The organism is Mycobacterium sp. NPDC051804 (assembly GCF_044452905.1).
Lineage (GTDB): Bacteria > Actinomycetota > Actinomycetes > Mycobacteriales > Mycobacteriaceae > Mycobacterium.
The window spans coordinates 942,258-964,670 of sequence record NZ_JBITCD010000001.1 but is presented as its reverse complement, the minus strand read 5'-3'; the positions used below and the strand labels follow the sequence as shown (position 1 = coordinate 964,670).

The 22,413-nt window shown below is 66.2% G+C and carries 25 protein-coding genes; 9 read left to right on the top strand and 16 right to left on the bottom strand.

Translation table 11 applies throughout. The annotated features are described in order from the left end of the window. The first annotated feature begins 31 nt into the window (after positions 1 to 31). The gene (locus ACIA48_RS04660; RefSeq protein ID WP_396728064.1) at positions 32 to 766 is read left to right on the top strand and encodes an MBL fold metallo-hydrolase; all 735 of its coding nucleotides are present in this window, start codon (positions 32 to 34) and stop codon (positions 764 to 766) included. Positions 767 to 774: 8 nt separating this feature from the next. On the opposite strand, the gene ACIA48_RS04655 is transcribed toward ACIA48_RS04660, so the two are convergent. Genes ACIA48_RS04655 through ACIA48_RS04635 form a run of 5 tightly spaced genes read right to left on the bottom strand, consistent with a single transcriptional unit; the run spans position 775 to position 5,130 of the window. Continuing rightward, entirely contained in the window at positions 775 to 1,071 is a 297-nt protein-coding gene (locus tag ACIA48_RS04655) for a hypothetical protein (protein WP_396728062.1), read from the bottom strand. A gap of 39 nt (positions 1,072 to 1,110) precedes the next feature. Further along, positions 1,111 to 2,445 carry an NtaA/DmoA family FMN-dependent monooxygenase gene (locus tag ACIA48_RS04650; RefSeq protein ID WP_396728060.1) on the bottom strand — a complete coding sequence of 445 codons (1,335 nt, stop codon included), beginning with the start codon at positions 2,443 to 2,445 and terminating at the stop codon, positions 1,111 to 1,113. Next, positions 2,442 to 3,551, bottom strand: a complete 1,110-nt coding sequence (locus ACIA48_RS04645) for an LLM class flavin-dependent oxidoreductase (RefSeq protein WP_396728058.1) — start codon at positions 3,549 to 3,551, stop codon at positions 2,442 to 2,444. The genes ACIA48_RS04650 and ACIA48_RS04645 overlap by 4 nt, the downstream gene beginning before the upstream one ends. Beyond that, the gene (locus ACIA48_RS04640) at positions 3,548 to 4,636 is read right to left on the bottom strand and encodes an LLM class flavin-dependent oxidoreductase (protein ID WP_396728056.1); all 1,089 of its coding nucleotides are present in this window, start codon (positions 4,634 to 4,636) and stop codon (positions 3,548 to 3,550) included. The genes ACIA48_RS04645 and ACIA48_RS04640 overlap by 4 nt, the downstream gene beginning before the upstream one ends. After that, positions 4,633 to 5,130 carry a GNAT family N-acetyltransferase gene (locus ACIA48_RS04635; RefSeq protein WP_396728054.1) on the bottom strand — a complete coding sequence of 166 codons (498 nt, stop codon included), beginning with the start codon at positions 5,128 to 5,130 and terminating at the stop codon, positions 4,633 to 4,635. The genes ACIA48_RS04640 and ACIA48_RS04635 overlap by 4 nt, the downstream gene beginning before the upstream one ends. Positions 5,131 to 5,239: 109 nt before the next feature. Between ACIA48_RS04635 and ACIA48_RS04630 the strand changes: the two genes are divergently transcribed. Continuing rightward, the gene (locus tag ACIA48_RS04630) at positions 5,240 to 6,088 is read left to right on the top strand and encodes an SDR family NAD(P)-dependent oxidoreductase (protein ID WP_396728052.1); all 849 of its coding nucleotides are present in this window, start codon (positions 5,240 to 5,242) and stop codon (positions 6,086 to 6,088) included. On the opposite strand, the gene ACIA48_RS04625 is transcribed toward ACIA48_RS04630, so the two are convergent. Continuing rightward, entirely contained in the window at positions 6,085 to 7,602 is a 1,518-nt protein-coding gene (locus ACIA48_RS04625) for a DUF222 domain-containing protein (protein ID WP_396728050.1), read from the bottom strand. The two genes, ACIA48_RS04630 and ACIA48_RS04625, sit on opposite strands and share 4 nt — an antisense overlap. Positions 7,603 to 7,693: 91 nt before the next feature. Between ACIA48_RS04625 and ACIA48_RS04620 the strand changes: the two genes are divergently transcribed. Then, a complete protein-coding gene (locus ACIA48_RS04620) occupies positions 7,694 to 8,557 on the top strand; it encodes an SDR family oxidoreductase (protein WP_396728048.1) in 864 nt (287 codons plus the stop codon). On the opposite strand, the gene ACIA48_RS04615 is transcribed toward ACIA48_RS04620, so the two are convergent. From ACIA48_RS04615 to ACIA48_RS04590, 6 genes are read right to left on the bottom strand one after another with little or no spacing between them, the layout of a single operon-like run. Next, entirely contained in the window at positions 8,554 to 8,967 is a 414-nt protein-coding gene (locus ACIA48_RS04615) for a hypothetical protein (RefSeq protein WP_396728046.1), read from the bottom strand. The two genes, ACIA48_RS04620 and ACIA48_RS04615, sit on opposite strands and share 4 nt — an antisense overlap. Further along, positions 8,968 to 10,182, bottom strand: coding sequence for an O-succinylhomoserine sulfhydrylase (locus ACIA48_RS04610; protein WP_396728044.1), 1,215 nt, complete (start codon positions 10,180 to 10,182; stop codon positions 8,968 to 8,970). Continuing rightward, a complete protein-coding gene (locus ACIA48_RS04605) occupies positions 10,179 to 10,592 on the bottom strand; it encodes a rhodanese-like domain-containing protein (RefSeq protein WP_396728040.1) in 414 nt (137 codons plus the stop codon). Before ACIA48_RS04605 ends, ACIA48_RS04610 begins: the two co-directional genes overlap by 4 nt. A gap of 19 nt (positions 10,593 to 10,611) precedes the next feature. After that, positions 10,612 to 11,067, bottom strand: coding sequence for a lumazine-binding protein (locus ACIA48_RS04600; protein ID WP_396728038.1), 456 nt, complete (start codon positions 11,065 to 11,067; stop codon positions 10,612 to 10,614). A gap of 2 nt (positions 11,068 to 11,069) precedes the next feature. Beyond that, complete coding sequence (gene purT, locus ACIA48_RS04595; protein ID WP_396728036.1) at positions 11,070 to 12,353, bottom strand: formate-dependent phosphoribosylglycinamide formyltransferase; 1,284 nt, start codon at positions 12,351 to 12,353, stop codon at positions 11,070 to 11,072. Positions 12,354 to 12,375: 22 nt separating this feature from the next. After that, positions 12,376 to 12,693 (bottom strand): UBP-type zinc finger domain-containing protein, encoded by a 318-nt coding sequence (locus tag ACIA48_RS04590; RefSeq protein WP_396728034.1) that lies wholly within the window; start codon positions 12,691 to 12,693, stop codon positions 12,376 to 12,378. A gap of 42 nt (positions 12,694 to 12,735) precedes the next feature. On the opposite strand from ACIA48_RS04590, the gene ACIA48_RS04585 reads away from it, so the two are divergent. Then, positions 12,736 to 14,328 carry a Na+/H+ antiporter gene (locus ACIA48_RS04585; protein WP_396728032.1) on the top strand — a complete coding sequence of 531 codons (1,593 nt, stop codon included), beginning with the start codon at positions 12,736 to 12,738 and terminating at the stop codon, positions 14,326 to 14,328. Here the strand turns inward: ACIA48_RS04585 and ACIA48_RS04580 are convergent. After that, positions 14,315 to 14,818: a MarR family winged helix-turn-helix transcriptional regulator gene (locus tag ACIA48_RS04580; protein WP_396728030.1), complete on the bottom strand. Its 504-nt coding sequence runs from the start codon at positions 14,816 to 14,818 to the stop codon at positions 14,315 to 14,317. The two genes, ACIA48_RS04585 and ACIA48_RS04580, sit on opposite strands and share 14 nt — an antisense overlap. Positions 14,819 to 14,857: 39 nt before the next feature. On the opposite strand from ACIA48_RS04580, the gene ACIA48_RS04575 reads away from it, so the two are divergent. From ACIA48_RS04575 to ACIA48_RS04560, 4 genes are read left to right on the top strand one after another with little or no spacing between them, the layout of a single operon-like run. Beyond that, positions 14,858 to 16,912: an MMPL family transporter gene (locus tag ACIA48_RS04575; RefSeq protein ID WP_396728028.1), complete on the top strand. Its 2,055-nt coding sequence runs from the start codon at positions 14,858 to 14,860 to the stop codon at positions 16,910 to 16,912. Beyond that, the gene (locus ACIA48_RS04570) at positions 16,857 to 17,666 is read left to right on the top strand and encodes an alpha/beta fold hydrolase (RefSeq protein ID WP_396728026.1); all 810 of its coding nucleotides are present in this window, start codon (positions 16,857 to 16,859) and stop codon (positions 17,664 to 17,666) included. Before ACIA48_RS04575 ends, ACIA48_RS04570 begins: the two co-directional genes overlap by 56 nt. A 9-nt stretch (positions 17,667 to 17,675) precedes the next feature. Next, positions 17,676 to 18,896: a cytochrome P450 gene (locus ACIA48_RS04565; RefSeq protein WP_396728024.1), complete on the top strand. Its 1,221-nt coding sequence runs from the start codon at positions 17,676 to 17,678 to the stop codon at positions 18,894 to 18,896. 4 nt (positions 18,897 to 18,900) lie between these two features. Next, entirely contained in the window at positions 18,901 to 19,092 is a 192-nt protein-coding gene (locus ACIA48_RS04560; RefSeq protein WP_396728022.1) for a ferredoxin, read from the top strand. Here the strand turns inward: ACIA48_RS04560 and ACIA48_RS04555 are convergent. The 3 genes from ACIA48_RS04555 to ACIA48_RS04545 are packed head-to-tail and all read right to left on the bottom strand — an operon-like array spanning position 19,089 to position 21,691. Next, positions 19,089 to 19,745, bottom strand: coding sequence for a hypothetical protein (locus ACIA48_RS04555; protein ID WP_396728021.1), 657 nt, complete (start codon positions 19,743 to 19,745; stop codon positions 19,089 to 19,091). The genes ACIA48_RS04560 and ACIA48_RS04555 overlap by 4 nt on opposite strands. Before the next feature lie 18 nt (positions 19,746 to 19,763). After that, the gene (locus ACIA48_RS04550) at positions 19,764 to 20,399 is read right to left on the bottom strand and encodes a PaaI family thioesterase (protein WP_396728019.1); all 636 of its coding nucleotides are present in this window, start codon (positions 20,397 to 20,399) and stop codon (positions 19,764 to 19,766) included. Next, positions 20,396 to 21,691 (bottom strand): adenylosuccinate synthase, encoded by a 1,296-nt coding sequence (locus ACIA48_RS04545; RefSeq protein ID WP_396728017.1) that lies wholly within the window; start codon positions 21,689 to 21,691, stop codon positions 20,396 to 20,398. Before ACIA48_RS04545 ends, ACIA48_RS04550 begins: the two co-directional genes overlap by 4 nt. A 107-nt stretch (positions 21,692 to 21,798) precedes the next feature. Here ACIA48_RS04545 and ACIA48_RS04540 point away from each other — a divergent pair, with 107 nt between their 5' ends. Beyond that, positions 21,799 to 22,389, top strand: coding sequence for a peptidase M50 (locus ACIA48_RS04540; RefSeq protein ID WP_396728015.1), 591 nt, complete (start codon positions 21,799 to 21,801; stop codon positions 22,387 to 22,389). Positions 22,390 to 22,413: the final 24 nt, after the last annotated feature.

The window sequence follows — 22,413 nt, the reverse complement described above, 5'->3', positions numbered from 1 at the left end:
TTATTTCTACCCTCCTGCCTAGACTCGCGACATGGCAGCAGTCCTGGACGCCATCACAGACCGTGTCCACTTCGCCTACACCGACCTTGTCAACTGGACACTGGTCGCCGACGACGCAGGCGTGATCCTGATCGACACGGGATTCCCGGGTAACCGCGACGACGTGCTGGACTCGATGCGCCGGCTCGGTTTCGGCGTCGACGACCTCCGCGCAATCCTGTTGACGCACGCGCACGTCGACCACTTCGGTTCCGCTATCTGGTTTGCGAAAACCCATGGCACCCCGGTGTATTGCCACGCCGCGGAGGTCGCCCACTCCAGGCGGGAATATCTGGAACAGGCCTCGCCGGTCGACATCGCCAAGCACATCTGGCAGCCCCGCTACGTGAAATGGTCCGTCGCGATCACCCGCAAGGGCGCGTTGACGCACGACGGCATCCCGAGCGCTCAGGCGCTGACCGAAGACGTCGCCGCGGGGCTTCCCGGCGCGCCGGTGACTATTCCGACACCGGGACACACCAGCGGACATTGCTCCTACATGGTGGATGGCGTGCTGGTCTCGGGCGACGCGCTGGTCACCGGCCACCCGCTGGCGTCGCGGACCGGCCCGCAGCTGCTACCGAAGCTGTTCAACCACGACGAAGACGGCTGCCTGCGCAGCCTGAGCGCGCTCGGCCTTCTGGACACCGAGGTGCTGCTTCCCGGTCACGGCCCCGTGTGGCGGGGTTCGATCGCCGACGCCGCCAATCAGGCCGCCGCCGGCTGAGCCGGCAATCAGGCCAAAGTGTTGTAGCCCAGCAGGAACAACGCGGTGAGGCAGAGACCGCAGGCCACCACCACGGTGGGCATCAGGATCATGGCGTCGAGTTCGTCGTCGTCGAGCACGTCACTCTCGAAACGGCCGAACAACACCCGCGCGATGCCGGTCTTGCGGAACGTGCGCACCATCGCCTGTACCGGCTTGGTCTGGCGCCTGCGGCCGATGTACACACGCGAGGCCAGGCCGAGGATCGCCGTCAACGCGGCGGCGGCGAGAAGCAGAAACCCCACCGCAGGCTGTGACAAGGCCATCTCCACCCCCGGTGCCGCTTCGGCACCTGAAAAGCCAGCCTATAGCCCGAGATGATCCCGCAACGTGAGCCCGCAGTATCCGGTGCGGAACGTGCCACGCTCCTGCAGCAGCGGAACCACGCGGTCGACGAACTCGTCGAGCCCTCGCGGCGTGAGGTGGGGAACCATAATGAATCCGTCGCAGGCGTCCGACTGCACATGCAGGTCGATCTGCTCGGCGACTTCCGCGGCGGTCCCGACGAACTGCTCGCGACTGGTGACGGCGATGACCAGTTCGCGGATGGACAGGTTGCCCGCCTCGGCGCGCTCACGCCACGCGGCGGCCACCGCTTTCGGATCGCCGTGGCGCACCCGCCCCTGCGTCACGGTGGGATCGTCGGCCGGTTCGACGTCGGGTAGGGGCCCGTCGGGGTCGTAACCGGACAGGTCGCGCTGCCACACCTGTTCGAGCATCGCGATCGCTGTCTGCGGGGTCACCTGTTGATGCCGGATGTGGCGGGCTTTCTCCGCTGCGTCCTGAGCCGTGTCGCCGAGAACGAACGTGGCTGCGGGAAACACCTTCAGGTGGTCGGGGTCTCGTCCGTACGAGGCAGCGCGGGCCTTGACGTCAGCGTAGTAGGTCTGGCCCGCGTCCAGCGACGAGTGCATGGTGAATGCGGCATCGGCGTATTTGGCCAGGAATGCCCGGCCGTCGGCCGAGTCGCCCGCCTGCAGCAGGACGGGATGGCCCTGCGGTGCTCTGGGCAGGGTCGCGGCTCCGCGCACGTCGAACTGCGGTCCCCGATGCTCGACGACACGAATTCGGCTGGGGTCGGCGTAGATTCCGTTCTCGCGGTCGGCGATGACGGCATCGGCTGCCCAGCTGTCCCAGAACTCGCGCGCCACGGTGACGAACTCCTCGGCGCGCTTGTAGCGGTCGGAATGGTCGAGGAAGCCGCCGCGACGGAAGTTCTCGCCCGTGAAGGCGTCCGACGAAGTGACCATGTTCCAGCCAGCCCTGCCGCCGGACAGATGGTCGAGAGTCGCGAATTGCCTTGCCACTTCGAAAGGTTCGTTGAAGGTGGTGTTGATCGTCCCGGTCAGACCGAGCCGGTCAGTGACCGCGGCCAGTGCGGCGAGTACGGTGAACGTGTCCGGCCTGCCGACCACATCGAGGTCGTGGATGCGCCCGCGGTGCTCCCGCAGCCGCAGTCCTTCAGCGAGAAAGAAGAAGTCGAACAGGCCCCGCTCAGCAGTCTGGGCGAGGTGGACGAACGAGTCGAAATCGATTTGGCTGCCCGATTCTGGGGTGGACCACACGGTGGTGTTGTTGACGCCCGGAAAGTGCGCAGCCAAATGGATGGGCTTGCGGTCCTTTCCTTCCCGTCTCCTCATAGCCCCCACCTCTTCGCGAGGAGTTCGTGGCTGCGCAGCCGGTCGTCATGGTCGTGCGTGACGGAGGTGACGACGAGCTCGTCGGCCCCCGTGACTCGCTGCAGGGTCTGGAGCCCGTCAGCGACCTCGTCGGCATCGCCGACGAATTGTGTTGCGGTGCGGTCCTTCACGATCTCTAGCTGGTCGTCCGACAGCGGTTCGACGGTGTCAGGGTTCGGGTACGGGACGGCCCCGCCGCCCGCTCGGATCGAGTGCACCCAATGTCCGTAGCTGGAGGCCAGGTGTCGTGCCGTCTCCGCATCGGCGGCCACCACAACGTCGGCCGACACCACCACGTAGGGTTCGGCCAGTGCCGCCGACGGCCGGAACGCTGCGCGGTATGCGTCGACCGCTTCCAGCGCCGTCGCCGGGGTGATGTGATAGCTCGCTACGAACGGCAGCCCCCGGGCACCCGCGACCTGCGCGCTCTGACCCTTGCTGCTGCCGAAGACCCACGGCGTCAACGCCGTTCCCTCGCCCGGCGTAGCATGCGCATCCACTGTGCCGATCAGATAGCTGCCGTCGATCATGGCGAGAATGTCGCCGACCTGGTCGGCGAAATCCGGTGCGACGGCCTCGGGCTGCTGCAGGACCGACATCTTCGCGCGTAACCGCGGATCACGCATCAGGGCACTGATGTCGAACGGTGGTGGTACCACGACACCGCCGACGTCACGCCATTCCGTAGGAGGCCCAGGTTTCGAGGTTGTGTCGTTGATCGCCTCCCGACGGCGCTGGCCGGACCTGCCGACGCCGAGGTCGATGCGGCCTGGGTACAGCGCGTCGAGTATGCCGAAGCTCTCGACGACGGCGATGGCGGTCGTCTGGCCGAGTTGCACGGCGGCGGCGCCGACTCGAATTGTGTTGGTAGATGCGGCGATCTGACCGATGAGGACCGCGGGTTGCGCGGATGCGACGGCGACGAAGTGGTGTTCGGCGACCCAGTAGCGTTTGTAGCCCCACTGCTCGGCGTTCTGGGCGAGGTCCACGGTGTTGCGCAATGCCGTTGCGGCATCGGCGCCTTCGCTTATGGGCGAAAGGTCCAGTATCGAAAGCGGGATCGTCACGACTGTCCTGCCTTGGCGTAGCGGTTCTCGGCGACGGGCAGACCGAGACGTTCGCGCAGCGTCTCGCCGTCGTCGTACGCGGTGCGGAACAGACCCGCCCGCTGGAGGATCGGCACCACCTCGTCGACGATGACGGGTAGGTCCGTGGCGTTGACGGAGGGTCGCAGCCGGATTCCGTCGATGCCGGCCTGCTGCCATTGCACGATCAGGTGCACTAGATCGGCCGGGGTGCCGTCGAAGACCACCGCATCCGAACGGGGGTCGGTGATGCCGGAGAAAGACACGAGCACGTCGGCGTAGATCTTCAGCACCTTGCCACCGGCCTGCGTGAGCTCATCGAGGATCGAGCGCAGCCCGCCGTCGTCGGCGGGGGTAACGAATACCAGATCTGCACTGCGCGCGGCGAATTCGTAGGCCGGTCGCGCGTGTGCCAGCGCGGCCACCACCGGCTGGCCCTGAGGCGAGCGTGGGGTGATCGAGGGACCCTTGACGGAGAAGTACTTGCCGACGAAGTCGATGTAGTGCAGTTTGTCCCGGTCGATGAAGCGTCCGGTGGTGGCATCGCGGATGACGGCGTCGTCCTCCCAGCTGTCCCATAGTCGACGGGCTACCTCGACGGCGTCCGAGGCTTCGTCGAACAGATCGACACCGCTGATGTCGCGGCGGCCGAACAGCTCGGCTTCGTGTTGGGTGCCGCTGACCCTCACCTGCCAGCCCGCCCGTCCGCGCGAGACGAAGTCAAGCGTGGCAATGGCTTTCGAGACGTGGAACGGTTCGGTGTGGGTGACGGTGGCGACAGGTATGAGTCCGATGTGATGGGTCGCCGGGGCCACCCTGGACGCGATGAGGACGGCGTCGGGTCGGCCTGCCAGCCATCGCGGCTCGATCTCGGCACGGCGGCGCCGCTGCGGGGTGAGAGCGTCGTCGAAGGTGACGAAATCCAGCACGCCGCGTTCGGCGGTGGTGGCGAGGTGAGACCAGTAGCGGCCGCTGGTGACGGATTCGCCGTCGGGTGTGTGTCGCCAGGCTTCTGGATGCCAGCCGTAGCCGTCGAGGGCCACGCCGAGATGCAGGTGCCCGGTCATCTGAGCGTCTTCTCGAAGGCAACGGGGTAGGCCTCGCCTGCGGTGGGCAGGGGTCCGGGGAGACGCGTGTAGCCGGCCGACAGATACAACGCCTCGGCCTCGGGCTGGCGGTCTCCGGTCGTGAGGTAGACAGCGCGGTAGCCGCGGGCGGCGATCTCACGCTCGAGTTCGGCGAGCACGGCCTTCGCGTAGCCGCGCTGCCGGTGACCGCTGTCGGTCCACACCCGCTTGAGTTCGGCCCTGGTGTCGTCGAATCGCCGGAAGCCTCCACCGGTGACGGGGACACCGTCGAGCAGACCGATGAGCAGCGCGCCGCCCGGTGGTGTGAAATCGTCGGCGGGGTATTCCTCGAGCAGCCATTTCATGACCCGCGCTTCGGTACCGCCGTAGCGCCCGGAGTACTCGACGGCGAGTTCGGCCAGCAGCGGTGCGGCCAGCGGGTCGTGCTGGCCCACCGCCACGAATCGGAGCTCGTCGACTGCCGTCATACCCATCACTTAACTGTCTAACGTCTGCGTTGCGCCTGCATTCCGGACCTGGGGATTTACTCACCCTGATCTGAACTCAAGGCATGCCAGCGCGCGAAACGCCTATCCTTTCGCCATGGCATCGAGCGTGTCAGGAAAGGTCGCGTTCGTCACCGGCGGCGCTTCGGGGATCGGTGCCGCACTCACCACTGAGTTGGTGCGCGGTGGTGCGCAGGTGTGGATCGCCGATCGCCAAATCGGCCGAGCGCAGGAGCTGGCGCAGGGTCTGAGTAACGGTGGCGCCAAGGTGCACGCGATCGAACTCGATGTGCGCGACGCCGCCGCGTTCGAGCGTGCGGTGGCTGACGCGGTGCGGGAGTCGGGGCGGATCGACTATCTGTTCAACAACGCGGGCATCGGGGTCTCCGGCGAGGTCGATTCGTACACGCTCGCGGATTGGGACGATGTCTTCGATGTAAATCTGCACGGTGTGGTGCACGGAATCCAAGCGGTCTACCCGATCATGATCCGGCAGGGTTTCGGCCACATAGTGAACACGGCCTCCATGGCGGGGCTGACGGCCACGGTGGGCCAGACGAGCTACAGCGCGTCCAAACATGCCGTCGTGGCGATCTCGAGGTCGATGCGGATCGAGGCCGAGCGTCATGGGGTTCGGGTGTCCGCGTTGTGTCCCGGCGTGATTCGTACCCCGATCCTTACCGGTGGCGAGTACGGACGGATCGGCCAGCCGGGCGTCTCCGCCGACGAGTACCTCGAAGCGTGGGAACGGTTGCGGCCCATGGACGCCGACAAGTTCGCCGCGCGTGTCATGAAGGCCGTCCTGCGGAATAACGCGATCATCGTCGTGCCTACCTGGTGGAAGACGTTGTGGTACTTGGACCGACTCGCGCCCGCGGTGTCGTTGCGCCTGTTGAAGATGGTTCTCAAGCGCCAACGTGAAATGGAAGCGACATCCGCCGCTTAGAACGGTGGCGGGTCGGAGTTTTGTGCACGTTCGGCTTTGATCCGTGCTTCGTGGTCTTGAGCGCGGGTGCGCCGGCGTTGGGGCATCATCACGGCGCGGTCGGTGCTGAATGTCTGCGGGTGCCGTGGCGGTGGCAGGTCCCCGGTGTCGGTGTCCCAGTCCGGAAAATAGGCTCGCGACCCCGGATACGTCGTGTACGTGCGCCCGGTCGGCGACGTCCATACCGCCGCCCCATCAGGGCGTAGCTCCAATGCCCAGTCCCCGGCCCAAAAAGTCTTGAGCAAGTGATGTTTTCGGCATAGGCAGGCAAGGTTCGACGCATGCGTGTCCCCAAGCGGGTAAGGGATCACATGGTCGATATCGCAGACCTCCGCGGGGGCGGTGCAGCCGGGAAACCGGCACGTCAGATCCCGGCCCCGCACAAACCGCGCCAGCTTGGCCGACGGCCGATACCCGGTTTCGGCGTCTTTGTCGGGTGTGCACAGGGGCCGTAGCTTCGCGCCGCCACGCAACAACTCGGCCAGCAGGGGTGTCGGCATCACCTCTGTACCACCCAACAGCGCCGTGCCCGCCGACACAGGGGTGTAGGCCGCGGAAGTCTCTGGTGCTGGAGTCTCCATCGGATCCGCGGGCGCAGGAGTCTCGATCGGGGGTTCGGAAGTCTGTGGCGCCGGGCTCTGGGCCGTCTTTGCGGTCAGAGCGTCGAGCGTGGCTTGATCGGTGTAAACGTTGACCACCACCGAGGACTTCGGCACCGGGTTGCCTTGCCGGGCAGGGCAGTTCGGGGAGTCACACCCACACGGCAGGTGGTCGTTGCGGTCGGCCATCGCCCGCAACGCATCCGCGCGACGCTCATGGGCCGATCGCGGATCGTTCTCACACACCGTGGCCACCATCGCCGCGATCGTCTTCTTCAACACCGCCGCATCCGCGGCCGACAACCGGCCCCACACCGACGTGGTCCCGTCCTCATCCTCACGATCACCGACCACGAAATCACGCGAGCGGGCCATGGTCTTACTGACCATCAACGCCGCCGGATCAAACTCCAACACCAACGCATCCACCGCCGCGACCAGCTTGTCCTCGCCCAGCGGACCCCACCGGCTCGCCCGTGCGGCGATCGCACGATCAATGAGCGCCCACACCGCCTCATCGTCGATGAACTGCGTACGCCACGTGATCGCCCCGACCACCCGCGCACTGAGCTCACCCCCGGAAAACAGGGCAGCCACACCGGGCAGGTGATCTCGTAAAGCCACTGCGATCCGCATCTGCCCGGATGCCTTACGCGTAGAGATGTTCATCGCCGCGGCCACCTCCGCCGCCGCGCTATCCCACCAATCACACGCCCACCGCGCCCGCTCATCATCCTCACCGAGCACCCGCCGACGCCTAAGCTCCGCGATCGCCGCCAACCGCCGCGCCGCGGTGGCGGCTTCAGCCCGGGTCAGCTCCGCGACCGCAGCGACGACAGAGGCATCGTCACCGCCGACGAACTCAGACTCGAACATATGTTCGACCCTACAGCCACCCACCGACACGGCGCCCCGCCCTTTCCGGCCGTCTTCACACCAAAACTTGACACGTGTAAAGTTTGGCCGCATGGACAACATCCAGGGCAAAACCATCGCGATCACCGGCGCCGCTCGCGGCATCGGGTACGCCACCGCCAAGGCATTACTGCAGCGGGGCGCGCGGGTGGTCATCGGTGACCGCGACGTCGCCCTCCAGGAATCGGCCGTCGTACAGCTCACCAAGCTCGGCCAGGTCTCGGGCTATCCGCTCGACGTCACCGACCGCGAATCCTTCGCGACATTCCTCGACAAGGCCCGCACCGAAGGCCGCGGCCACATCGACGTGCTCATCAACAACGCCGGCGTGATGCCGATCGGACCGTTCCTCGAGCAAACCGAGCAGGCCATCCGCTCCTCGATCGAGGTGAACCTGTACGGCGTGATCGCCGGATGTCAGTTGGTGCTGCCCGACATGATCGCCCGCCGCAGCGGCCACATCATCAACATCGCCTCGCTGTCCGGGCTCATCCCCGTCCCGGGTCAGGTCGTCTACGTCGGCGCCAAGTTCGGCGTCGTCGGGTTGTCCGCCGCGCTGGCCGACGAGGTCGCGCCGCACGGCGTCGAAGTCTCAGTGGTCATGCCGCCGTTCACCAACACAGAGCTCATCTCGGGCACCACGAGCAGCGGAGCCATCAAGCCCGTCGAGCCCGAGGACATCGCCAAGGCCGTCATCAAGACGTTGAACAAGCCGAAAACCCATGTGGCCGTACCGCCGCCGCTGCGCTTCACCGCGCAGGCCGCACAGATGCTGGGCCCCCGCGGTCGTCGATGGCTGAACAAGAAGCTCGGACTGGACCGCGTGTTCCTGGACTTCGACACCACCGCGCGGCAGACCTACGAGGACCGTGCGCGTGCCGCGCAGGGTGTCGTCGAGGGTCCCGAAAAGACCTAGTCGAACTGCGGGATCGGGTTCCCGATGCGGAAACCCTCGATCGCATCCAGGTTCTCGAACAACTCGTCGAGCCCGAACTGGTAATCGTCGGCCGTGCCGACGAACACGACGTGCACCACGTCGGCTTCGTCAGACGTCATCGCGATCGTGGTCACCGGCACTACATCCCCGTCCTCGGGAACCTCGGCCGTCGACGGAATGAAGTACCAGAGCGCGGACTCCTCATCGGAGAGCTCTTCATCAAAGACCCAGCCGCGCTCGGTGATTCGCTCGTCGAGCCGCTCCAGCACCGCGGCCAGTTCGATGTCGTCGGAGAGCTCGTCGAGCACGGTGTCGGGTATCCATCGCGAATTCTGGGCCGCCTGCCGCTTCTTGCGGCGGGCCTGTTTCGCCTGCGACTTGCGAGACACCTAAGCCAATGCCTGGTCGAGATCGCCGATGAGATCCTCAGTTCCCTCCAGCCCCACCGAGATTCGCACCACCCCATCGCCGAGACCGATCGCAGCGCGTCCCTCCGGCCCCATCGCACGATGAGTCGTGGTGGCAGGATGCGTGATCAGCGACTTGGAATCGCCGAGGTTGTTCGAGATGTCGATGATCCGCAGCTTGTCGAGCACCTCGAACGCACGGCCCTTGCTGCCACCTTCGAGTTCGAACGTGACAACCGTTCCGCCACCGGTCATCTGGCGCTTCGCGAGGTCATATTGGGGGTGCGATTCCAGGAATGGATAGCGCACCCAGCTCACGGCGGGATGCTTCTCGAGGAACTCTGCGACGCGGTGCGCCGACGAGTTCTGGTGCTCCACGCGGAGCGACAGCGTCTCCAGACCCTTCAGCAGCGTCCACGCATTGAACGGGCTCAGCGCGGGACCGGTGTGCCGCATCAACTTCTGCACGGGCTCGTCGATGTACTGCTTGTCGCCGAGGATCGCGCCACCGAGCACCCGGCCCTGTCCGTCGATGTGCTTGGTTCCCGAATACACCACCACATCGGCACCCAAGGGCATGCCCTGCTGCAGGATGGGTGTGGCAAAAACGTTGTCCAGCACCACTTTCGCCCCTGCGGCATGGGCCAGATCGCAGACCGCTTCGATGTCCACCAGCTGCTGCATCGGGTTGGACGGTGTCTCGAAGAACACCGCCTGGGTGGGCACCGAAAGTGCCTCCTCCCACTGCGAGAGGTCGTCGCCGTCGACGAACACCGTCTCCACACCCCAGCGCGGCAGGATCTCGTTGCACACCACGAAGCACGACCCGAACAAGCTGCGAGCCGCAACCAATCGGTCGCCCGCGGCCAACAGCGCGCCCAGTGACGTGAAAACCGCCGCCATGCCCGTCGCCGTCGCGAAACACGCTGGCGCACCCTCGATCAGACGCAGCCGCTCCTCGAACATCTGGATCGTCGGGTTTCCGTAGCGCGAGTAGACGTAGCGGTCGATGTCGCCGGTGAACGCCTTCTCCGCCTCCGATGCCGAGGAGTAGACATACCCCGACGTCAGGTACATCGCCTCCGCGGTCTCCTCGAAACCCGACCGAAGCAGACCGCCACGCACACCGATGGTCGCTTGGCTCACGCCGTCGGGCAGTTCGGCCGGCTGACGGACGGAGGGAACCTCAGAGCTCACGACTGCCTCCACGGCAGGCCGACGGCCTTCCAGCCGGTCCCGCCACGGTGCCGATTCTCGTCGAGGTTGCCTTCGAACCCGTCCAGCACGTTGTACGACGGAGCGATGCCTGCCTCGGTCGCGGTCTCTGCGGCTCCGATTGAGCGGTTCCCGGAGCGGCACAGAAACACCACCGGCCGGTCACCCACAGTGACTCCGGCGTCCTTCAGATCGTCGACGAAATTGTCGTTGTGCTTGCCATCCGAACTGTTCCATTCAACGTAGACGACCTCGCGATCGAGGCTCGACAGATCAGCCACCCCGACGAACCGCCACTCGGCCTCGGTACGACAGTCGACCAGCACAGCCCGGGGGTCATCGGTCAGCAGCTTCCATGCCTCCTCAGGCGTGATGTCTCCGGCATAGCTCACGATCGTGAGTGTCCCACAGCTAGCTGGGCTCCTGCGTACAGACCTTCCATGCCCCGTCCTCGAGCACGAACGTCGTTTGCACCTCGGTTTTGACGTCGGATGTCTTGTCGAATTGATAGGTCACCTTGGCCGTGGCGCTGTCACCGTTGACCACCACTTCGGTGACGTCGTCGATGAGCCGCTTGCCCTGTCTTTCCTTGGAATCACGTTGATCGGCAAGCACTTCGGTTTCGGTTCCCTGCTCCGAGCGGCAGGTGTTGGCGCGGAAGTCGGCGTAGTTCTCCTTTTGCAGCGCATCATTCTGTGCCACTGCCGCCCGCACGATCTGCTGCTGCGGGGATAGCTCGTCAGTCTGGAGGTAGTTCACCAACGCAATTCCGATCACGACAATCGCAATGATTGCCAGCGCAGCCAGGAACGGTGCCGCGGAAGGCCGGTCCGCAGTCGGCTCGGGATCGGGCTCGGATTTGTTCATGGCTACCAGAGTCTGCGCAGCGCAGCGGACACCCGGCGGGCCCGGTCCCTGGCAATGATCGGGTCTGGTGCCGTCGCAAGCGCCACCCCCAGGCGACGCCGCCCCTCGGTCTCGTCTGGCCTGCCGAACAGCCGGACATCGCTTTCCGCGACCGCGAGGGCCTCGGTGAGCACCACGTTCAGGTCGGCGTCGCCGCTTTCGGTCGCATCGGCTCCGGCGTAGCTGACCTCCGCCGCCGCCGGCGAGACCATGATGGTGTCCACCGACAGTCCGAGGATCGCGCGCGCATGCAGTTCGAACTGCGAAAGTCGTTGCGAGCGAAGCGTTACCAGACCACTGTCGTAAGGCCGCGGCCGGACGTTGTCGAAGTACACCTCGTCGCCGCGAACCAGCACCTCGACACCGAACACACCGCGCCCACCCAGCGAGTTGACGATCCTCGCGCCGATCGACTTCGCGGCGTCCAGCGCAGCGGGTGACAGCTGCTGGGGCTGCCAGGACTCGAGCATGTCGCCGCCCAGCTGCCGGTGGCCGATCGGCTCGCAGAACTGCACGACGGGCCCGGTCGGCCCGATGGTGCGGACGGTCAGGATCGTCACCTCGAAATCGACCTCCACGACCGCTTCGGCCATGACCCGGTTGTGCGGTATCCGGCCCGCGGCGACGGCACGGTGCCACGCCGGCTCGACGTCTTCGGGACGGACCAGCACCGACTCACCCTCACCGGGTGCCGCCGCGATCGGCTTGACGACCAGCGGATAACCGGCGTGCCGCGCCACGGCGGTCAGCTCGTCGGCGGAACTCGCAAACCAGAACGGCGCGGTCGGCAGGCCGAGTTCGTCGGCGGCGAGCCGCCGCAGCCCCTCGCGGTCCAGCGACAGCCGGGTGCTGCGTGGTGTCGGGAACACGTCGACGTCGCCACGTTCGGCCACCGTGATCAGCGCGTCCGCGGCGATCAGATTCGCCTCGGCAACCACGTACCTCGGCCGCTCCTTCTCGATCACCGCGGTCAGCGCCTCGGCATCGTTCAGCTTGACGACGGCCGAGCGGTCGGCCACGCCGTGCGCGGGCGCATCGGCGTAGCGGTCCACCGCGATGACGGAAGCCCCGAGCCGCTGGAACGCCAGCGTCAGCTCCCGGCTCAGTTCACCCGACCCGAGAAGCATCACCGTGGTCGGTTCGGGTTTTGGCTCAGGACTGGGTTCGGGCGCCGTCTCGACCTCGTCTGAGTCGATGTCGGAGTCGATCTGCGCTTCCAGCTCGTCACTGTCGGTCGTTTCACTCATCGCGGGTCCAGCCTGCCAGATGTCATCCCACCCGCGCGTCGATGTAGCACCAGCGCCAGTTCTCACCCGGTTCGACGGAGCGCATCACCGGATGACCGGTCTGCTTGAAGTGCTCGTCGGCGTGCTGGTGCGGGCTGGAATCGCAGCATCCGACATGCCCACACGTCAGGCACATCCGGAGGTGGGCCCAGGCGTCCTTACCGTCCTGGACGCAGTCCTCGCAATGCCCCGGGGTACGCGGATCCGGCTCGGCGGCATCAATCGCGACGCCGAGGTGTTCGCACGTATCGGGAGGGACCTCGGCGGATTTCACCTCGCGCACGCGTGATCTCCTCAGCATGCTGATCAACGATACGGATGACGACACAGGAGGCTCGGCGACGTGGGTGCATCACTGCTGGCGGCTCTGATGCTGTCCATCCTGCTCGCCGCCGTCGCCCGCCGCTTCGATGTCTCAGCGCCACTGGCTCTCGTGATCGCGGGGCTGCTGGCCAGCAACGTGCCGGGGCTGCATGACATCGTGCTCGAACCCGAGCTGGTCCTGTACGTGATCCTGCCGCCGCTGCTGTGGTCGGCGGGCACCGAAAGCAGCTACGTCGCGCTGAGGAAGAACCTGCGTCCCATCGGTCTACTCGCCATCGGGCTTCCGCTCGCCACGACGTTCGCGGTCGGGTTCGTCGCATACAAGACGGTCCCTGAACTCACCGCGGCGGCGGCCCTGGCGCTCGGTGCGATAGTGGCACCGCCGGACGCGGTGTCGGCGACCGCGATAGGCCGGCGGCTGGGCCTACCGCGACGGACGATGGTCCTGCTCGGCGGTGAGAGCCTGCTCAACGACGCGACGGCGCTTACGGCCTACAAGGTGGCGCTCGGCGCCGCTATCGGCACGGCGGCAACCTGGGGCACGGCCATCGGCACGTTCGCGCTGGCCGCGGTCGGCGGTGTCGCCGTCGGGTACGCGTTCGGCTCCCTGATCTCCTACATCCGGTCCAGGCTCGACGATCCGGTCGTGGAGAGCGCGATCGCCTTGATCGCCCCGTTCGGTATCTACCTCGTCGCCGAGCTGATCCACGGGTCCGGTGTGATCGCCGTGGTGGTAGCGGCCCTGATGCTGGGCCAGCGCTCGGCACACGCCGGCTACGCGACGCGTCTGCAGGACTTCGCGCTGTGGCAGTCCGTCGTGCTGATCCTGGAGTCGTTTGCGTTCCTGTTGATCGGACTGCAACTGCCCGGCGTCATCAGCGAGCTGGAAGGTATCCGCGCCGCTGTGTTGATCTGGTCGTCGCTTGCGGTGTTCGCCACCGTGATCGGCGTTCGGATCGTGTGGGTGTTCACGTTCGCGTACCTGCCGCCGCTGCTCTCGCGGCGCATCAGGGAACGCGAACCCACACCCCCGCCGTCGCAGGTGTTCGTCGTGGCGTGGGCCGGCATGCGCGGCGTGGTGTCACTGGCGGCCGCGGCCGGTGTGCCTTTGGTGACGCTGTCGGGCGATCCGTTTCCCGGCCGGCCACACCTCGTGTTCCTCACGTTCGTCGTCGTGGTCGGTACCTTGCTGCTGCACGGGCTGACGCTGCCGTGGGTCATCCGGCTGCTGCGCGTACAGGGCGACGACCCGCAACAGGACCGGCTCGCCGCGGTTCAGGCGCAGGACCGGGCGGCGCGCGCGGCCGCCGACCGGCTCGACGAGCTGTTGGCCGAGTCGCAGGCCATCACCGACACACCCGAGCGCGCCGCCGAGGTGCTGCGGACCTGGAACACGCGGCGCCTCAACAGCGCGTGGGAGCGGCTCGGACGAACCGAAGAGGAGATCGGTGAGAGCCCGGCAGCCGCGTTCCGCCGCCTACGTCTGGAAATGCTTGCCGCCGAACGTAAAACGTTCATCGAGGAGCGCGACGCGGGCCGCATCAACGACGAGGTGTTGCGGTCGATGTTGCACGGGCTCGATCTCGAGGAGGCGACTCTCAACCGGACGTAGCGTCGAGCTGGGTGCGGAATGCGTCCATCGCGTCGATGAGCGCCGTGAACGTGCGATGCGCAGCGTGCAGATCGGCGTCGGACAGACCGGCGAGCGCAAGGCGGGTCTGTTCGGCCAGCGGAGTGAAGAAGCCCCGTGCGACGTCCATTCCATGGTCGGCGACGCGCAGGATGACCTTGCGCCGGTCGGCGGGGTCGGACTGCCGCAGCAGGTGGTCGGACGCGATCATCCGCTCGACGAGGTAGGTGATCGCCGCACCGGACATGCCCATCCGTTTGCGCAGTTCGCCCGCGGTCAACGGCGTTCCGGCGGATTCGGCGACCATGATGTACAGCAGTGCGCGGAAGTCGTTGGCCGCGACATCGTGGCGGCCCGCGAAGTGCCTGCCGATCTGGTCGGACTCGGCATTCATCGCCCGTACATCGGCGGCGATCATAGACTCCAGCGCGTCGCGATCATCGGCCACATGGGCAGCATAGGCCGCAAACATTCATTTGATTAAAAGTTAAGTATCTGAAATATTGGGGCAATGTCACGCCGCTTGTCATGGGTCCTGGCAGTGCTGGTGGTCGTCGTCTCCGGCGTGCTGATGGCGTTTATCGGTGATGACGACTCGAGCTCGCAATCCCCGGTCCCCGTCCCCGACAGTGCCGAATCCGCGCGCGCCGACGCAGTCCGCACTCAGTTCCCCGGCGGCGACGAAGTCCCGGCGATCATCGTCATCACCCGCGACGACGGCACACGGCTGACCCCCGCCGATCTCGCCGCCATCCAACAGAAATGGCGCGTCCAGGTGTCCGAGGACGGTGCGGCCGCGCTGACCGTCGTGCCGTTGAACGCCGACCTCACCGGGTTCGCACTCAACGATGCGGTCAAGGAGCTTCGGCAGTCGGCGGCCGAAGGGTTGCCCGACGATCTGCGGACCGAGGTCACCGGTGGACCGGCATTCGGCGCCGACATCGCAAACTCGTTCTCGGGGGCCAACATCACGCTGCTCGCGGTTACCGCTGCGGTCGTGGCGCTGCTGCTGATCGTCACCTACCGGTCCCCGGTGCTGTGGCTGGTGCCGCTGCTGGTGATCGGCTTCGCCGACCGGGTCGCCGCCGTCGTGGGTACCGCGGTCGCCAGCGGTCTCGGGATGAATCCCGATGGTTCGACATCGGGTATCACCAGCGTGCTGGTGTTCGGCGCGGGAACCAACTACGCACTACTGCTCATCTCCCGCTATCGGGAAGAGTTGGGCCGCTTGGATGTTGGAGAAGATCACCGTGCTGCATTGGACGTCGCGGTGCGACGGGCGGGACCCGCGATCATCGCGAGCAACGCGACCGTGGTGCTGGCGCTGCTGACGCTGCTCTTCGCGTCGTCACCGAGCGTGCGCAGCCTGGGCGTCCAGGCTGCCGCAGGTCTGGTGGTCGCCGCAGTATTCGTGCTGCTGGTGCTACCGCCGCTGCTCGCACTGTTCGGTAAGCGATTGTTCTGGCCCTTCATTCCGCGAGCCGGCGCGAAACCCCTTACCGACAGCGGGATCTGGCACCGCATCGCCGAAGCCGTGGCGAAACGGCCCGGCCGGGTCGCGATCGTCTCCATCGCCGGCCTCGCGCTGCTGTGCACGGGCCTGATGACGACACCTGTCGGCCTGTCGCAGACCGAGCAGTTCCGTGTGCAGGCCGAATCAGTCAGCGGCTACGAGACGTTGGCCGAACACTTTCCAAGCGGGCTCACCGATCCCACGCGCGTCATCGCGCCGACGGGGCGGGCCGCAGACGTCGAGCGGGCTATCACCGACACCCCGGGCGTGCTATCCGTCACCCCAGCCGGACAGAGCGCGGGCGGCCTGTCGCAATGGTCGGTGGTCATCGACGCCGAGCCCGCGTCCGAGCGCGCCTTCGAAACCATTGATGCCCTGCGCGATTCGGTGCACGCGATCGATGTAAACGCATTGGTCGGCGGGTCAGACGCGACCGCACGCGATGCGGGCGCGGCGGCCGATCGTGACCGGATCGTCGTGGTCCCCGCGATTCTGGTGGTCGTGCTAGCGGTCCTCTACGTGCTGCTGCGCTCAGCGCTGGCGCCTCTGATCCTGGTCGCGGTGACGGTGCTCAGTGCACTGGCGGCGCTGGGGCTGGGCGGCTGGGCCAGCGTCCACCTGTTCGGCTTCCCGGCGTTGGACAACACCGCGCCGCTGTTCGCGTTCCTGTTCTTGGTGGCGCTCGGCGTGGACTACACGATCTTCCTGGTGACCCGCGCGCGCGAGGAGACCCCGGAACACGGGACCCGCGACGGCATCGTCCGCGCCGTCTCGGCGACCGGTGCGGTCATCACCAGCGCAGGCATCGTGCTGGCCGCGGTGTTCTGCGTGCTCGGCGTGCTCCCCCTGATCGTCCTGACTCAGGTGGGCATCATCGTCGGCCTAGGCATCCTGCTCGACACCTTCGTCGTCCGCACGGTGATCATCCCTGCGCTGTTCACGCTCATCGGGCCGGCAATCTGGTGGCCCACTCTCAGGACCGGCGACTACCGTTCGGATGGTGGACGAACAGCAGGTCGACACCGCGCTCGGGAAGGTGCGGATCCGCACTAGGGGAACCGGTGAGGCCATCATGTTCTGGCCGAGCCTGCTGATGACCGGCGACATGTGGTCGGCCCAGGCCGATCATTTCGGTGCGACCCGCCACGTCATCCTCGTCGATCCGCCTGGTCACGGCGGTAGCCAGAAGCTCACTGCGCCATTCACTTTCGACGATTGTGCCCGCGTGATCGTCGATATCCTCGACAGCCTCGGCATAGAACGAACGCACTTCGTCGGCAACTCGTGGGGCGGAATGATCGGCGGCACCTTCGCCGCGACATACCCCGACCGTATCGGCCGCGCTGTGTTGATGAACTGCACCGCTTCGGCCGCGGGACCTAGGCAGAAGCTCGAATACGGGCTTTTGCTGCGCGTCGCCAAAGTCCTCGGCGGGGTCCGACCGCCGCTGACCCGATCGGTGCTCAAAGCGTTTCTCGGGCCGACCACCTTCCGCACCCGCCCCGACGTCGTCCGCTATGTGCGGGACACCGTCGAAGCGGTCGACATCAGGTCCGGATCCTGGGCGGTGCGCAGCATCGTGCCTTCCCGGCCGGACCAGCGTTCGCTGTTCGCGAACATCTCGACACCGGTACTGGTGGTGGCAGGCGCTGAGGATTCGACGTTCGGACTGCAGGAGACGGCAGCAATGGCCGAGGCCATTCCGGGAGCACAGCTCGTTGTGCTGGACGGGGTCGCGCACCTTGCCGGGCTCGAAGATCCAACTCTGGTCGACAACTTGATCGAGGAGTTCGTTTTTCGCGGGTAGCTTCGATAGATGACCGGCGCATCCGGAACCCAAGCTCCGCAGCTGCCGCTGCACATGCAGCGCAACGCGTTCGACCCGACTCCGGAGCTCCGCGAGATCCGCGAAACGACCGGGGTGCGCACGGCCACCAACTCGTTCGGCATGACGGCGTATCTCATCACCCGATACGAAGACGTCAAGGCGGTGCTGTCCGATCACGAACGGTTCTCCAACAGACGTCCTCCGGGGTTCTTCATGCCGGGGGCACCGCAGTTGTCCGACGAAGAGGTGGCCAATTCGCGGGCGGGCAACCTACTTGCCCTCGACCCTCCGGAGCACCAGCGCTTGCGTCGTCTTCTCACCCCTGAATTCACCATCCGCCGGATGAAGCGGCTGGAACCGCGCATCGTCGAAATCGTCGATCAGCACCTCGATGCGATGGAAAGCGCAGGGCCGTCAGTCGATTTGGTGGAGAGCTTCGCACTGCCGATCCCGTCGCTGGTGATCTGCGAGCTGCTCGGCGTGCCGTACGACGACCGTGACGACTTCCAGCGGCGCAGCGCGCGCCAGCTGGATCTGTCCATCCCGATCGCTGACCGTTTCGACCTGCAACGGCAGGGCCGTGACTACATGCAGTCGCTGGTCGAGCGGGCGCGCAGGCATCCGGGAGACGACATCCTCGGAATGCTGGTCCGCGAGCACGGCACCGAATGCACCGACGCCGAACTCATCGGCATCGCCGGCCTGCTGCTGCTCGCCGGGCACGAGACCACGTCGAACATGCTGGGCCTCGGCACCCTTGCCCTGCTGCGGCATCCCGAGCAACTCGCCGCGGTCCGTGACGATCCCGACGCCGTCGGTCCTGCCGTCGAGGAGCTGCTGCGCTGGCTGTCGATCGTGCACAGCGCCATCCCGCGGTTCACCACCACCGAGGTGGAGGTGGCGGGCGTACGGATTCCGGAGGGTGAACTCGTTTCAGTGTCGATGCCGTCAGGCAATCGGGACCCCGACTTCATCGACTCCCCCGAGACGTTCGACATCGGCCGCGGCGCACCGGGTCATCTGGCGTTCGGCCACGGTGTGCACCATTGCCTCGGCGCCCCGCTGGCACGCATGGAGATGCGCATCGCGTTCCCGGCGTTGCTACGTCGCTTCCCCACCCTGGCGCTGGCCGAGGACTTCGACGACGTGCAGTTCAGGTCGTTCCATTTCATCTACGGCCTGAAGTCGTTGGAGGTGACGTGGAGATGACGCCGTGAGAGCTCTGGCGGACCGCGACGTGTGCATTCAGGCGGGCAACTGCGTCATGGTTGCCGATGCCGTATTCGATCAGGACGACGACGGCGTCGTGGTGGTTCTGGTCGAGGACGTCCCCGATGACCAACTGGACCATGTGAGAGAGGCCGTGAAGCTCTGTCCCTCACAGGCTTTGCGACTTGTCGACTAATGGCCGTCGCGGTCGAGATCGATGACGCCTGAGCGGTTCAACAACAGCACGCTGACGACGAGCACCCAGGTGGGAAAGGTCAGCGTCAGCCACATCGTGATGTCGGTGGCGAGGATGCACACAACAGCCACCACATACGTGGCGATAACCAGCCATCTGGGCATCAGGCCCGTTTTCAGCCAGATCGTCGCCAGCGACATCATGAACACCGCGGCCATCCTCAACGCATAGGTCTTGCTCAGCACGAGCAGCAGCTGGCGCCCAAACTCGGCGCTCTCACCACCACTGTGAGTCAAGGCCGCACCCACCGCCGACGCAGCGAAAATCATGGCCAGAAACAGCAATCCGCTGCCGATGAAGACCGATGAGAAGAACTTGTCCTCGTAGCCCCCGAAGCCGTCGCGCACCACGCCTATGAACCACAGGAACGCGATGCCCGCGAACGGCATCAGCAGCGACGCGATGCGGATGTTGTGGTCGCTCTGCGTCCACTGTGTACCGGGTGCCGCACCCTCGGGAAGGGACGTGCGGATCAGGACGAGTGCAGTACCGAACAAGAGCGCGAACAAGACCCCGGCGACCGCAGCGGCACGCGGTGTCGACAGATTGCGGAAATGGACGATGAGCGATTCTTGTCCGGGGTTGGTTGTCACCGGGTCATCGTGGCACTTCTATGGCTGGCCGGGGAGCAATCGGATCATCAGCCCGTTCGCCTCTGCCAGGAGCTTCTCCTCCCGGTCGCGCAACTCGGCGTTGACGAACGCCTTGCGCCCCTCGACTTCCCGCACCCATCCACGCGCGATGAGCGGGGTGTCGATCGGCGTCACGTTGCGATAGTCGACATGCAGGAACGCGGTGCGGCTGATCGGCCGCCCTGCCGCGTGGATCACCATGCCGAACACCGAGTCGAACAGCAGCGGCAGCACGCCGCCGTGCACGGCGTAGTTACCGCCGACGGAGAAGCGGCTGAAATGGACGTCGAGTTCGACGCCGTCGGCTTCGAATCTCCTGACCCGGTAGGGCGGCATCAGCAGGCTGCCCGAACCGGGCAGCGACGGCACGCGGTTGGCCGGGCCGACCCCCTCGGCCGCTTCGAACGGATCGAGGAGCTTGACCAGTTCCTCGGCGCGGTCGGCGGCCTGTTCCCACGTGTCGCTGTCCGGATCGGCCGACACCGCCAGATCCTGGGCGCGCCGCATCGCGGTCAGGAAACGACCGAATCCCGGACCAGGTTCGGCCGCCTGGAAGTTCGGGAACCCGCCGTGTTTGTCGTAGTCGGGGTCGACGAGCCTGGGATCGTCGGTCACTTAGCCGCCAGAATGTCGCGGCGCACAATCGTCTGTTCGCGCCCAGGACCCACGCCGATACACGAAACATGTGCGCCGGCAAGCTCTTCCAGACGCAGCACGTAGTCGCGGGCCTTCGCGGGCAGGTCGTCGAACTCACGCGCGTCGGAGATGTCCTCCCACCAGCCGGGCAGTTCCTCGTAGATGGGTTCGGCCCTGGCGATATCGCTCTGCGTCATCGGCATGTCGTCGACGCGCTTGCCGTCGACGGTGTAGCCGACGCACACGGGCACCGTCTCCAGGCTGGACAGCACGTCGAGCTTGGTGAGGAAGTAGTCGGTGATGCCGTTGACTCGCGTCGCGTAGCGCGCGATGACGGCGTCGAACCAACCGCACCGGCGCCGGCGTCCGGTCGTCACGCCGACCTCGCCGCCCGTCTTCGACAGGTATTCGCCCTTCTCGTCGAACAGCTCGGTGGGGAACGGCCCCGAGCCGACGCGGGTGGTGTACGCCTTCAGGATTCCCAGCACCGTCGTGATGCGCGTCGGGCCGATTCCGGACCCGACCGCAGCACCGCCTGCCGTCGGATTCGATGATGTGACAAAGGGATACGTGCCATGGTCGACGTCGAGCAGGGTGCCCTGCGAGCCTTCCAGCAGAACCGTTTCGCCCCGCTCGAGCGCGGTGTTCAGCAGGTATCGGGCGTCGGCGATACGGTGCTTGAAACCCTCGGCCTGCTCCAGGAGACCCTCGACCACCTCAGCGGGGTCGAGCGCCTTGCGGTTGTAGATCTTGACGAGCACCTGGTTCTTCAATTCCAGTGCGGCCTCGACCTTTTGGGCCAACAGCTCCTCATCGAGCACATCGGCGACCCTGATCCCGACACGCGCGATCTTGTCCTGGTAGCACGGACCGATGCCGCGGCCGGTGGTGCCGATCTTCTTGCTGCCCGCATATCGCTCGACGACTTTGTCCATCGCGACGTGATACGGCATCAGCAGATGCGCGTCGGCGGAGATCAACAAGCGCTCGGTGTCCACGCCGCGGTCCTCGAGACCCTTGAGCTCGGTGAGCAGGACTCCCGGATCGACGACGACGCCGTTGCCGATGACGTTGGTGACACCGGGGGTGAGGATGCCCGACGGGATCAGATGAAGGGCGAAGTTCTCGCCTGTTGGCAGCACCACCGTGTGGCCGGCATTGTTGCCGCCCTGGTAGCGCACCACCCACTGCACACGACCACCGAGTAGATCGGTGGCCTTTCCTTTGCCCTCGTCGCCCCACTGTGCGCCGATGAGCACGATTGCCGGCATCGCGTACTCTCCCGCTTGATCTGCCCAAAGTCTGGGTCCAGCCGGTGACCCACCCTATCCCAGCAGACCCCGAGGAGTTCGCGCGGACGAAAGGAGCACAACAATTGATGGCGTCAGCCGCTGACGTTGCGGTGTTGCTGTTCAAGGGCAGGAGGATGCCCCGATCGCTGCGGGGGCTGGCCACGATCAGCGAGGACGCCGTCACCGACAGCCGGCGCGTCATAGTGGTGGGTTCGCAGGCCGATCTGGCCGCCGTGCTGAGCCGATTGCTGCGGGCCGATCGCCTCGATGTGGAAGTCGCGCACGTGCGGTGGCCGTGGCATGCCAGGCGCGCCCGCACCGCACCCGCCACGCGAATCCCGCTGATCAGGGACGAAACCGGCAAGGTGATCACCGGAGCCGCACACTGGCTGCCGCCGGACGAAAGCGCAGCGATCCGCGGCGAGGCCACCGTCGACGACATCGTGCTGTTCCACGGCGACGCCACCGGGGTGCGCATCGAACCGACGCCGACCATGCCCGGGCTGCGGGCTGCTGCACTGTCGTCGCGCATGCGCCCGAAACGTTGGGTCGCGGGCCGCGCCGCTCAGCTGGGCACCGAGGCGGCGCTCGTGGTCCGCGATGGGGTGGCCGGGCAGCGGCCTGTCCGCCGGTCGACGTTCTACCGGCATACCGAGGGCTGGCTGCGGGTGCGCTGAGCAGGCGATTTCATCATCCGACAA